The 11,855-nt window shown below is 70.4% G+C and carries 9 protein-coding genes and 1 pseudogene; 3 read left to right on the top strand and 7 right to left on the bottom strand.

Going from position 1 to position 11,855, the window contains the following annotated elements:
- Window positions 1-61: 61 nt before the first annotated feature.
- From K1J60_RS20255 to K1J60_RS20245, 3 genes and pseudogenes are all read right to left on the bottom strand, one after another.
- Window positions 62-226 (bottom strand): hypothetical protein, encoded by a 165-nt coding sequence (locus K1J60_RS20255; protein WP_220647440.1) that lies wholly within the window; start codon window positions 224-226, stop codon window positions 62-64.
- Entirely contained in the window at window positions 223-891 is a 669-nt protein-coding gene (locus K1J60_RS20250; protein ID WP_220647439.1) for an ArsR/SmtB family transcription factor, read from the bottom strand. The genes K1J60_RS20255 and K1J60_RS20250 overlap by 4 nt, the downstream gene beginning before the upstream one ends.
- Before the next feature lie 560 nt (window positions 892-1,451).
- Window positions 1,452-1,748 (bottom strand): annotated as a pseudogene (locus K1J60_RS20245) (FMN-binding protein); the annotation flags it as partial.
- Here K1J60_RS20245 and K1J60_RS46895 point away from each other — a divergent pair.
- Complete coding sequence (locus K1J60_RS46895) at window positions 1,714-2,508, top strand: sensor histidine kinase (RefSeq protein ID WP_220647438.1); 795 nt, start codon at window positions 1,714-1,716, stop codon at window positions 2,506-2,508. The pseudogene K1J60_RS20245 and the gene K1J60_RS46895 overlap by 35 nt on opposite strands.
- 124 nt (window positions 2,509-2,632) lie before the next feature.
- A complete protein-coding gene (locus K1J60_RS20235; RefSeq protein ID WP_220647437.1) occupies window positions 2,633-5,122 on the top strand; it encodes a SpoIIE family protein phosphatase in 2,490 nt (829 codons plus the stop codon).
- A 395-nt stretch (window positions 5,123-5,517) separates the two neighbouring features.
- On the opposite strand, the gene K1J60_RS20230 is transcribed toward K1J60_RS20235, so the two are convergent.
- The 4 genes from K1J60_RS20230 to K1J60_RS20215 all read right to left on the bottom strand — a co-directional run bounded on the left by K1J60_RS20230 (window position 5,518) and on the right by K1J60_RS20215 (window position 10,924).
- Complete coding sequence (locus K1J60_RS20230; RefSeq protein ID WP_220647436.1) at window positions 5,518-6,489, bottom strand: ABC transporter substrate-binding protein; 972 nt, start codon at window positions 6,487-6,489, stop codon at window positions 5,518-5,520.
- A gap of 72 nt (window positions 6,490-6,561) precedes the next feature.
- Window positions 6,562-7,374 (bottom strand): formylglycine-generating enzyme family protein, encoded by an 813-nt coding sequence (locus K1J60_RS20225; RefSeq protein WP_220651572.1) that lies wholly within the window; start codon window positions 7,372-7,374, stop codon window positions 6,562-6,564.
- An 86-nt stretch (window positions 7,375-7,460) separates the two neighbouring features.
- Window positions 7,461-9,821 carry an arylsulfatase gene (locus tag K1J60_RS20220; protein WP_220647435.1) on the bottom strand — a complete coding sequence of 787 codons (2,361 nt, stop codon included), beginning with the start codon at window positions 9,819-9,821 and terminating at the stop codon, window positions 7,461-7,463.
- Between the two features lie 221 nt (window positions 9,822-10,042).
- On the bottom strand, window positions 10,043-10,924 hold the full coding sequence (locus K1J60_RS20215; RefSeq protein WP_220647434.1) for a LysR family transcriptional regulator: 882 nt from the start codon (window positions 10,922-10,924) through the stop codon (window positions 10,043-10,045).
- A gap of 470 nt (window positions 10,925-11,394) precedes the next feature.
- Here K1J60_RS20215 and K1J60_RS20210 point away from each other — a divergent pair, with 470 nt between their 5' ends.
- Window positions 11,395-11,814, top strand: a complete 420-nt coding sequence (locus tag K1J60_RS20210; RefSeq protein ID WP_220647433.1) for a hypothetical protein — start codon at window positions 11,395-11,397, stop codon at window positions 11,812-11,814.
- Window positions 11,815-11,855: the final 41 nt, after the last annotated feature.

Here is an 11,855-nt window from a genome sequence, read left to right as displayed (position 1 = left end):
GCGGGGACGGGGAGCCGGGCCCGCCGCCGCGAGGAGAGGGCGGACGGCCGGGACGTGGTGGTCAGGAGGTGTCGAGGGCTTGGGCCAGGTCCTGGACGGAGTCGTGGGCGCCCTGACGCCCCAGGTGCGACAGCATCGCGTCGACCACCCGGGGGTCGACGCGGCTGGTGGCGTTGCAGTGCGGAGAGACCATCTCGTCCCGCGGCCTCAGACGCGCGGGGATCACGCCGCCTCCCCGGTGGCTACCGGCATCTGGGCGAGGCGCCACTCCAGCATGCCGTCGGTCAGCCGCACGGCTCGGCGGCCACGGGTGCTGAGCAGGCGTACGGCGTCGTGGGCCATGACGCAGTACTCGCCGCGGCAGTAGGCGACGACCTCGGCGTCGACGGGCAACTCGGCGATGCGGTCGGCGAGTTCCTCGAACGGGATGGAGATGGCGCCGGGGATGTGCCCGGCGGCGTACTCCTCGGCCGGACGCACGTCCAGGACGACGACCTCGCCCGCCTGCGCGCGGGCCAGCAGTTCCTCGCGCCCGACCCCCTCCGGCCGGTCGTCGCCGAGGTAGGCGGTGCGGGCGGCCTCGACGCCTGCCTGGTGGGTCTGTGCGACCCGGCGCAGCAGGGCGTAGAGGGCGGCGACGTCGTCTCCGGCCAGCCGGTAGTGGATGCGCACGCCCTCACGGCGGGTCGCCACGAGCCCGGCCTGCTTGAGGGTCTGCAGATGCGCGGAGGCGGTGGTCAGGTTCAGGCCGGCCGCCTTGGCGAGGGCGTCGACGGTGCGCTCGCCCTGGGCCAGCAGATCGAGCAGTTCCAGGCGCTTCCCACTGCTCAGCGCCTTGCCGGTGTGGGCGAAGGCGTCGTACAGCGCCGACCTGCGTGAGGGGTCTCCCATGACATCCTCCAGAAATCCATGGAACATTGTATTGGCGGGCGGGCGTTGTGACCACCCGGCGCCTGGAGCCGTGATCTGCGCGCCCTGCGCACCGCCGCCGAGCGGCGCGGGCTGAGCAGCGCCCACGCCGCCGACACCCACCTGCATGCCGACTTCCTCACCGCGCCCTCCAACTCGCCGCCGACGACGGCGCGGCCGTCCTGGCCTCCGCCGCCGGACACCGCGCGTTCCCGCACACGGCGCTCGCCGACGGTGACGAGACCGATCTGGGCGGGCCGACGCTGCGGGCCCTGGCCACCCCAGGCACTGCTGGTCGCCGTACGGGAGTTCACGGTGACCCATGCGGCTGCCCGCCCCGTGCCGCAGCCGGACATCAGACTGTCGCCACGCCAGCAGGAGGTGCTGGCCCTGGCCGCGGAAGCCCTGTCGAACAAGCAGACAGCCCGGAGTCTGGATATCCGGAATGTGCCACCACCGCTCGGAATGTGCCACCACGCGGGCGGGCTCGGCCGTGGACGGACGACGTCGCGGGTGCGAACAGCGCGTCGGCCGGGCCGACGTCAGCGGCTCGCGGAGTCCAGCGCCGACTGGAGTGACTGGCGGTAGCCCTCGCTGGTGTACGTGGCTCCGGAGACTGTGTCGATGTCCGCGCTCTGGGCGGTCAGCGCCTCTCTTGTCAGCTGCGGGATCGCGTAGCCGTTGATCTGCTGATCCCTCGGGCTGTTCCGGGGGTAGGCGACCGCGGTGACGTCGGTGAGTTTCCCGTTCTTCAGCGTGACGCGGACCTGGACGGGTCCGTAGCGGGTATGGACCGCGTCCCCGGTGAGGGTCTGGGTGCCCGTGGCCGAGCCGTTCGATCCACCCGACCCGGTTGTCCCGCTCGACGCGGTGACGGACGCGCAGGCAACGGGCCCCGGACACCGATGGACGTTGGAGCTGCCCGAGGAGCCGGTGACGGTGCCGGGCGACGCCCACCGTCTCCATCAGGTACTGGCCAACCAGCTGGCCAACGCCCGCCTGCACACACCTGCCGGCAGCACGGTGACCGTCTCCCTGGCGACCGACGGCACGACGGCCGTGCTGAAGGTCCACGACGACGGGCCGGGCGTCGCCGCAGAGGTACGGCCCAAGGTCTTCGAACGCTTCACGCGCGCGGACCGCCGCCGCACCGAGGGCGCGGGCGATGGCACCGGCACCGGCACCGGCCTCGGTCTGTCGATCGTGGCAGCGGTGGTGGAGGCCCACGGCGGGAACACCGCATGCGAAAGCGGCCCGGGATCGACCACCTTCACTCGTCCGTCTCCCCACGGGCGACGGGTGATCAGAAGGTGTCGCGCTGTCCCGGTCCCCGCGCGGTCGAACGCCTCCCGTGGCTGTGACACGTTGTCGTCGGCGGCGGACGGGAGGAAGCCGAAGGCGGTTGCGACCGCGGCGGTGAGCGACATCAGCGTGCCGCCGAGCGCGCTCCGTACGGCGACGCGCCGGGCTCGTACCGCGATGGAGACACCGGCCGTCCCGGTGCCGGAGCCGGGACGTCGTGCCTCGGCCGCCGATGGTCGGCGAAGCCACGCCGCTTCGCCGTGCCCCGGTGTCACCACTGCCGTTCTTCGCTCGTGATCGCACGTCGTGGCCGGTCAGGAGCCGCCGATGGCGGAGCAGAAACAGAACATAAATCCATATTTGTCTTTTGTCGCCCTTAGTCTGGAGAATGCTGATTGGTGCTTCCTTGACAAGGGATGCGGTGACGAGAGAGCAGCAGGCGCCCGAGCTGCCCGGCGCACGTGAAGCGGTACAGGCCGATGGTCTGCCGTTCCGGGTGTCTGTCCTGGCCGCTGCTCGCGCGATGGCTCGGGCCGCCGCCCTGACGGCAGCCCTGCTGGGCGCGGTGAGCCTGGCCGGATGGGTCGCCGACGTCGAAGCGCTGAAGAGCGCGCTGCCCGGCGACCTGGTGACCGTGAAGCCGAACACCGCCGTGGCCGTTCTGGCGCTGGGGCTCTCCCTGGCCATGGTGGCCACCGGTCCCGGCCGCCGACTGATGGTCGCGGCACGTGCGGCGGCGGCTCTGGCCGCCCTGATCGGCGTGCTCACCATCGTGGAGTACACGACCGGGGCGGGCCTCGGCATCGACGAGCTCCTCTTCACCGACGACACCGCGGGAGCGACGACGGGAACGCCCGGCCGGATGGCCCCCAACACGGCCGCGGCACTGACGCTCGGGGCCGTGGCGTCGCTGTGCGCCAGTACGCCCCGAGTCCCCGCCTGGTTCAGCCAGATCCCGGGCCTGGCCGTGGGGGCCCTCGGCATGCTCCGGCTGTACGGGGCCGCCTACGCGGTGCCCGAACTGGAGCGGTTCGGCGCCTACACGGGCATGGCCCTGCACACCGCGCTCGCTCTGGTGCTGCTGGGCACGGCCGCCTTCCTGGCTCGGCCGGACGAAGGTCTCGCGGGACTGCTCACCAACGCGGGCACCACGGGCGCGCTGGGCCGTTGGCTGTTCGCCACCGCCGTGGTCGTGCCGCCGCTGCTGGGCTGGAGCGTTCTGGCAGGCGAGGACGTGGGGCTGTTCGGGGCGCGGCTGGGCACCGCGCTGCTGGTGTGCGGCCACGTCGCCGTGTTCAGCGCGGTCATCTTCACGGCCCTGGTCGTGGGCCGCCGCGTCGAGGTGGCTCATGCCCGTGCCGAATGGCAGGTGCGGCAGAACGCGCTGCTGCAGGCCTTCATGGACCACACGCCGGCCGTGGTCTTCATCAAGGACCTGCACGGCCGCTTCCTGGCGGTCAACACGACGTTCGAGGAGAACACGGGCCTGTCCCGGGAACGGGTACTGGGCCGTCTGGACAGGGACGTCCTGCCCCCCGGCCTCGCGCGTCAGGCGCGGGCCACCGACCTCGCCGTGCTGACCGACGGCACCCCCGTGCAGCGTGAGGAGTCGATCACCCTGCCGGGGGGTCCACAGGACGTCCTCACCTCCCTGTTCCCGCTCAACGACGCGAACGGCACGCCCTACGCGCTGTGCGGCGTGGTCATCGACATCACCGAGCGGGTCGCGGCTCAGCGGGAGGTCCAACGGGCGCACCGGCGCTTCCGCGCGCTGCTGGAATCCGCACCCGACGCCACCCTGATCACGGACGGCCGCGGCACCATCGTCATGGCCAATACGCAGGTGGAACGCCTGTTCGGGCGTGCGCCGGGTGACCTCGTCGGGACCGAGGTCGTCGACCTGGTGCCCCGTCCTCTCCGTCGGCGGCACGGCGCCCTCCTCGGCGCCTACCTGCGCCTGCGCGCCCCGAAGCCGACGGTCATGGACAGGGAGCTGTACGGGCTGCACGGCGACGGCCGTGAGTTCCCCGTCGAGGTGAGCGTCAGCAGCCTCCGGGCCGAGCACGAGACCCTCGTGTTCCTGACCGTACGGGACATCACCGAACGCAGACGGGCCGAGGCCGAACGCGCCGAGCGCTACGAGCAGCTACGACACATCGCCTACACCCTGCAGCACAGCCTCATGGGCGAGCCGCCCCGCCTTCCGTACCTGCCCAGCGCCCACCGCTACCTGGCCTCCGTCCAGGACCCCGGCGTCGGTGGTGACTGGTTCGACGTCATCCCGCTCGGCGGGCGCCGCACCGGCGTCGTCATCGGCGACGTGATGGGCCGTGGCCTGGAGGCGGCGGCCGTCATGGGACAGCTGCGTGCCGCCTCCCACGCGCTGGCCCGCACAGGCACGTCGCCCAGCCGGCTCATGACCGGGCTCGACACGTTCGTCGGCGACCTGGCGGACCAGCTCGTCACCTGCGCCTACCTGGTGATCGACCAGGACGCGTGCGAGGTCACCCTGTGCTCGGCCGGGCACCTGCCCGTCATCGTCCTGCCCCCCGACGGGCCCGCCCACCGGCTGCCGGTACCGGTCGGTGTGCCGCTGGGCGTCAACGAGGCGTGCGGTGGCGAGGAGCTGTTCGAGGAGGTGACCCTGCCGCTGCCGCCGGGGAGCACCCTCGTGCTCTACACCGACGGACTGGTCGAACGGCCCGGCACCGACATCGAGGCCCAGATCGACGTGCTCGCCCACGCCCTCGAAGCCGTGCCGAAAAGCGTTCCCCCGGATCCGGAGAACCTCGACCGTGCCGCGGCCCGGCTGATCAGGACGCTCATCCCGGACACGGCCGCCCACGACGACGACGTGACGCTGCTGATGATCGCTGTGCCCGGGCCGGAAGGGGAGGACACCTGTGCCTGATCGCCGACGCGGTGCCCTCGCCGCAGAAAGCATTACGCGGAACGCATTACGCGGAACGCATGACGCGGAACGCGCAGGTCAACGCCGGATCGACGCGGCTCGGGGCCGCCCGTGGGCTGACGGTAGGTCAGCCGGGTGCCCTGTGGGAGCCGTGTCTCCGCGGGGCGGCCGACGTGCGGCTTACCGGAACGCGTCGAGCACGGTCGCACACCCCACGGGGCGGAACACGACCCAGGAGAAACCCGGCCGGAGACGGAGCAGCGGGAGACCGGGGGCGGGCCGGGGCGCGGGTTGCTCGTGGTCGACGGGGAGCCCGCCGTCGAACTCAAAGTGTTCGGCGCGCTGTGCTGTGACTGAACATTTCGGTCAGTGCCCCGGCCCCTTCTCGACCGACGCTATCGGAGCCACGCCTTCACCTTGTCGGGGTTGGCCGCGACCCACTTCTTCGCCGCCGCCTCCGGTGTCATCCTGTCGAGCGCGATGTACTTGGCGACGGTGTTCTGGTCGTCGTTGGTCCACGTGAAATTCTTCACCAGGTCGTAGGCAGGGCTGCCCGATTTCGCGAACCGGGTGCTGACGATCTTGTCGAGGTCGAACACCGGATAGTCGCAGGCGACCTTCGCCGGGTCCGCGTCGCAACCCTCGGTGTGCTTGGGCAACTCGACGTGGACCAGCGGCACCTCCGAGAAGAACCACTGTGGCTCGTAGAAGTAGCCGATCACCCACTTCTTGTTCTTCTCGGCGTCCCGGAAGGCCTGGATCAGCGCGGTCTCGCTGCCCGCGTACACCACCTTGAAGTCCAGTTTCAGGTTCTTCACCAGGGACTCGTCGTTGGTCTGGTATGACGGGTCGCCGTCGAGGAGCTGGCCCTTGCCGCCCGACTCGGAGGTCTTGAAGTTCGAGGCGTACTTGTCGAGGTTCTTCCAGTTGGTGATGTCCGGGTGCTTCTTCGCGATCCACGGGGGGATGTACCAGCCGATGATTCCCTTGTTGCCGGTCGGGCCGAGGTCGACGGCGGTCTTCTGCTCGGTGATGTATTTCTTCTTCAGGTCGTCGTGGCCCCAGTTCTCCAGGATGACGTCGACCTCGCCCGTCTCGAACCCCTGCCAGCCGATCTCCGCCTTCAGGTCCTTCTTGACCACCTCGCAGCCGAGTTCCTCCTCCGCGACGTGGGCGACGACCGCCGCATTGGCCTCGTAGCCCACCCACGGGCTGACCGCGAGGTCGAAGGTGCCGCACTTGCCCGAACTGCCGTCCGCCGCGGCAGAGTCGTCACCGACCTTCGCCCCACCGCAGGCGGTCAGGGTGAGACCGAGTACGGCCACCCCCGCCGCACCGGGACGCCACAGACTTGCTCTCTTCGCCATGGTCCTGCTCCTTGTGCGCCGAGCGCCTCGCGCCGTTGTTCGAGTAATCGATTCGAAAGGGGTCACATCAGGTCACGTCATGTCCAGAGCGCACCGGAACCCCACGTTGCCGGTTGCCGAGTCCGGGAACAGGCCCTGCCGCGCGGCGACCCGGTAGCGGCGGCAGTAGGACGCGTGGCAGAGGTAGGAGCCGCCCTTGGTGACGCGCTGCTGTCCGCCGGGGGCGCCGGGGGAGGGGGAGAACGGGTCCTCGCACCACTCCCAGACGTTGCCGGTGGCGTTGTACAGGCCGAAGCCGTTGGGTTCGAAGGCGCCGACCGGACAGGTGCCGTACCAGCCGTCGGCTGTCGGGTGCCGGTTCGGGAAGTCTCCCCGCCACACGTTCATGCGAGGGCGGCCGCCCGGCTCGAACTCGTCGCCCCAGGGGAACACCTTCGCGTGCAGTCCCCCTCGGGCGGCGCGTTCCCATTCCGCCTCGGCGGGCAGGCGTTTGCCTGCCCAGGCGCAGTAGGCGCGGGCGTCGTCCCAGTCGACATGGACGACTGGGTGATCCACCCGGTCCTCGCAGGTGGAGTGCGGTCCGTCGGGGTGGCGCCAGTCGGCGCCCTCGACCTGTCGCCACCAGGGCGCGCCCACCACTGCCCGGGTCGGCGGGAAGTCGTCCGGGAGCAGGCCCGCGAAGACGAACGACCAGCCGATCCGCTCGGCGGAGGTGCGGTGGCCGGTCTCGGCGGCGAAGCGCGCGAACTGTGCGTTGGACACCGTGCGGGCGTCCATCCAGAACGCCTCGACATACACCGTACGCACCGGGCCTTCCCCGTCGGCCGGGTAGGCGAGTGCGTCCTCGCTGCCCATGAGGAACTCGCCGGCGGGGACGGCCACCATGCCCTCGGTGGCCGCCGCGCGGACGGCGGACCGCCGGGGTCCCGGCGCCCGGTCCGCGGCCCGGCCGCCCGACGGCGTGCAGCAGCTCACTGGGCCCCCATGACGCGCCGGTGCAGTCCGCCGTCGAACTCGGACGACTCGGTGCTCCGGTCGTCCAGATCGATGCGCACCGTGTGCAGGATCCCGGTGAACTCGTTGTCGAGGACCGGATAGTCGTCGGTCACCGGTGTACTCAGGTCCACCCCTACGTCGAGCGTCTCGTCGAAGGAGAAGTAGTACGGAATGGTCCGCTCGACCCGTCCGGTCGCGTGCTTCTCACCGTCCACCAGGAGCACGGCGGTCCCGCCCTTTCCGAGCCCTCCGCCGTCGTAGGCGAACTCCAGCCGGATCTCGTGCCGTCCCGGTGCCAGGGGCTCGCCGCCGCGCACGGTGTACAGGTTCATGCCGAAGTAGTTGTAGGCGTAGGCCGGTCTGCCCCCGGTGAAGTACAGGGTCCAGCCGCCGAACCTGCCGCCCTGCGCGATGATCACGCCCTCGGCCGCTGTTCCGGGCAGGTCGACGTCCGCGGTGACGCTGTGCGAGCGGTTCTTGACGTTGAGGGTCGTCTCCTCGGTGAACCGCCGCATCCCCGCGCGGTAGGTGACGGACGTCCGGCCGCCGAGCAGATCGATGCGGCCGGCCATGGCGGGGTTCTCCCGCTCGGTGACCCGGTCGTCCAGGGGGAAGACCTGGTACTTCGCCGCCTCGATCAGGAACAGGTCCTGCAACTGCCGCAACCTCTCGGGGTGTTCGGCGGCGAGGTCGCGGGCCTGGCTCCAGTCGTGGTCGATGTCGTAGAGCTCCCAGACGTCGTCCGCGAACCGCCGCTCCTTGTCCGGCACCATCTCCCAGGGGATGCCGTGCCGGGTGACCGCCATCCAGCCGCCGTGGTAGATGCCCCGGTTGCCGCACATCTCGAAGTACTGGGTACGGCGGTGCTCGGGCGCCCGGGCGTCGGCGAGCGTCCGGCGCATGCTCGTCCCCTCGATGGGCTGCTGCGGCACCCCGTCCACGCTGAACGGCGCCGGGACTCCCACACAGTCCAGGATCGTCGGCAGTACGTCGATCACGTGCGAGAACTGGTGACGCAACCCACCGCGCTCGGGGACTCCCCGCGGCCAGTGCAGGATCATGCCGTCCCGGGTGCCGCCGAAGTGCGAGGCCACCTGCTTGGTCCACTGGTAGGGAGTGTTCAGTGCCAGCGCCCATCCCGCCGGGGCGATCGGGTAGCTGAGCGGGCCGCCGATCTCGTCGAGGTGGTCGATCATCTCGTCCGGGTCGTCCACGATGCCGTGCCCCAGCCGGTGCTCGACGACCGTCCCCTCGATGCCGCCCTCACCCGAGGCGCCGTTGTCGCCGAGGATGTAGAGGAAGAGGGTGTTGTCCAGCTCGCCGAGTTCCTCCAGCGCGTCGACGAACCTGCCGACCTGTACGTCGGCGTGTTCGGTGAACCCGGCGAACGTCTCCATGAACCTGGCCGCCAGCCGCCGTTGACTGCCGGTGAGTTCGTCCCAGTGGGGAACACCCTCGGCCCAGGGCGCGAGGTCCGCCTCCGGGGGCACGACGCCGAGTTCCTTCTGCCGCCGCAGGGTCATCTCGCGCTGCCGGTCCCAGCCGTGGTCGAACCGTCCGCGGTACTTCTCCTGCCACTCCCGGCCGACGTGCAGCGGAGCGTGCGCGGCACCCAGCGCGAGGTAGGTGAAGAACGGCCGCTCCGGAGTCAGCGTGCGCTGGGTGCGCACCCAGTCGATGGCGTGGTCGACGAGGTCCTCGGACAGGTGGTAGCCGTCCTCGGGCCGGCGATCCGGCTCGACGGGGGTGGTGCCCTGGTACAGCAGCGGGTACCAGTGGTTCATCTCGGCACCCATGAACCCGTAGAAGGTGTCGAACCCCTCCCCGGTCGGCCAGCGGTCGAACGGCCCGACCGCGCTGATCTCCCGCGGGGGTGTCTGGTGCCATTTGCCGAAGGCGGCCGTGCTGTAGCCGTTGCCCTGCAGGATCTGGGCCATGGTCGCCGCGGTGCGCGGCCGGAACCCGTTGTACCCGGGGGCCGCGGTGGTCATCTCGGTGGTGCCGCCCATGCCCACCGAGTGGTGGTTGCGTCCGGTCAACAGGGCCTGCCGGGTCGGCGAGCACAGGGCCGTCACATGGAAGCGGGTGTAGCGCAGCCCGTTGTCCGCGAGCCGCTGCGCGGCCGGCATCTCACACGGTCCGCCGAACGCACCGGACGTACCGAACCCGAGGTCGTCGACGAGCACGATCACCACGTTCGGCGCGTCCTCGGGCGGAGGGACCGGGCCGACGGGGGTGAAGGCGGTCTCCTGGTCGTGGACGTCCATCGCGGTCGTCAGGGGCCGACGGTTGTCCGGCCGTGGAAGTATGTGCCGACCGGCGTCGAACTCATTCATCTATTTCTCCGATTCGGAACCCGGCGGGGAAATGTGACGCCCTCTTGACGCGGCCGAACTACCGGCGTGACACGGCTGACTTCAGCGACCTCGGAAATATCTCGGCCCGCGATGCAGACAAAGTGTCAGCCGCCGCCGACGCCGGTCAACAAGGCGCCTTGAATTCTCGTGAACCGGTTTTGAATGAAGGCAATAGAAGGTTTCTATACCTGCTGCAGGTGTCAGTCCCGGGCGGGCGAGGCCGCCAGGTCCACGAACGCCTGGGCGGCGGGAGACAGCGGGCCCGACCGCCAGACCAGCCGGCCGTGGCGCAGCAACCGGGGCCGATGGGACAGCATCCGGGCCCCGTGCAGGGCTGCGTCCTGGGCCATCGAGGTCGGCAACAGGGCGGCACCTACGCCGGAGAGGACCAGCGGCACGATCATCGCGCGGTGCGCGGTCTCCACCGCTATCCGCGGCGTGACGCCCAGCGCGGCGCACACGTCGTCCACCGCGGCCCGGGTTTCGGTGCCCGGCGGGGTCACGATCAGGTCCAGTGCGACCAGTTCACGTGAGGTGATGGTGTCGCCCGCCGGATGCGGGTGGTCGGCGGGCAGTACGACGTGCATCTCCTGCTCCGGCAGGTCGACTCCACGCAGGTCCGCCGTGGTCACCGAGGCGTCCACCAGACCGAGTTCGCACTGCCCGGCCGCGACCATCTGCGCCACGGCAGGTCCCTGCTCCGGGTCGACCACACGCACGGAGACCTGCGGATGCGCGCGGTGGAAGCGCCCCAGCATGCCGGCCAGGGGGTCGACCGAAAGGGTCGTCTGCGAAACGATGTCGAGTCGGCCGCCGCTGAGCCCGAGGACTTCCCGGACCAGGGAACTGGCCGTGGAGAGGTCGCGCAGGACCTGCTGGGCCGGCCGGACCAGCGCCTCACCGGCCGCGGTGAGGGCGACGCCGTGCGGGAGACGGTGAAACAGTCTGCCGCCGAATTCGCGCTCCAGGGACCGGATCGCATGCGACAGCGAGGGCTGGGCGACATGGAGCGCAAGGGCCGCGGCGGTGAATCCGCCGTGCTCGACGACGGCTATGAAGTACTCCAGCTGGCGTCGTTCCATCTGCTCTCCATCTGCTCTCCGTCGGCTCTCCGTCGGCTCTCCGTCGGGTCCCCGCCGGGTCTGTGAGCATCCCAGGGCCGCTGCACGCCCCGGGTCGGGCGGGTGGCGGGAACAGTGTCCACCGGCTCAGCCGCGCGGGCGAGCCTTGCCCACGGTCGGCACTGAGGGCGGCCCACGGCGAGCGGCTGCGGACGACGGGCGCGAAGACGGTCGTTGCCAAGGCGTACCGCTCACTCGTACCGCCTACTCGTACCGCCTATTCGAAGGGTCGCTGATCGACGAGGGCATCGTGCGCGACGACCGCGGCGGCGCCATCGACGGGGCGGGCAACGCCGCACCCGACGGCGTCCTCGGGCCTCGGGTGAGGGCCAGGGCACATACTTGGCTAGCCACATGATTGCTGCTACGGTAGCTATGTGGCTAGCCACACTTTCTCTTGGACTTCCCCGCCGCCGGACTGAGGAGACCCCATGTCCCACAAGAACTCTCAAGTGAAGCCTCCGATCAATCAACGCGTGCTGACCCTCGGCATCACCTCTGATGCGCTTTCGCCGGACGATTTCCCGCCGGGGGTCGCGACGCTCGAGGAGCTGGCCGCCATGAGGAAGCGCAGCTGGGCTGCGCTCCAGGCCACAGGCATCGACGGCGAGGAGGGCTATGTCAGCCTGGACCCCGACGAGGCTGAGGCCGAGCTGCGCCGACTGTTCGACGGGCACTCGTTCGGGGTGGTGCTCATCGGCGGCGGCATCAAGAATGTCCCGAAGTACACCGTCCTGTTCGAACGGATCGTCAACGTGCTCATCGACCTCCAGCCCGGCATCCGGCTGAGCTTCAGCTCGCATCCGACGAACGTGCCCGACGCGCTGCGACGCTGGCTTGAGAGGTCCTGACAAAGTCATCTCATGGAGCCAGGTGTCGGACGTGGCGGTGG

The organism is Streptomyces akebiae, from assembly GCF_019599145.1.
Lineage (GTDB): Bacteria > Actinomycetota > Actinomycetes > Streptomycetales > Streptomycetaceae > Streptomyces > Streptomyces akebiae.
The sequence above is the reverse complement of the archived record's forward strand: the minus strand, read 5'-3'. Positions and strand labels throughout refer to the sequence as shown.

Excerpts from the sequence above, each read along its gene's own strand:
- K1J60_RS20250 (WP_220647439.1), bottom strand. The coding sequence starts at position 891 with ATGGGAGACCCCTCACGCAGGTCGGCGCTGTACGACGCCTTCGCCCAC.
- K1J60_RS20230 (WP_220647436.1), bottom strand. The coding sequence starts at position 6,489 with ATGGCGAAGAGAGCAAGTCTGTGGCGTCCCGGTGCGGCGGGGGTGGCC.
- K1J60_RS20225 (WP_220651572.1), bottom strand. The coding sequence starts at position 7,374 with ATGGTGGCCGTCCCCGCCGGCGAGTTCCTCATGGGCAGCGAGGACGCA.
- K1J60_RS20220 (WP_220647435.1), bottom strand. The coding sequence starts at position 9,821 with ATGAATGAGTTCGACGCCGGTCGGCACATACTTCCACGGCCGGACAAC.
- K1J60_RS20215 (WP_220647434.1), bottom strand. The coding sequence starts at position 10,924 with ATGGAACGACGCCAGCTGGAGTACTTCATAGCCGTCGTCGAGCACGGC.
- K1J60_RS20210 (WP_220647433.1), top strand. The coding sequence starts at position 11,395 with ATGTCCCACAAGAACTCTCAAGTGAAGCCTCCGATCAATCAACGCGTG.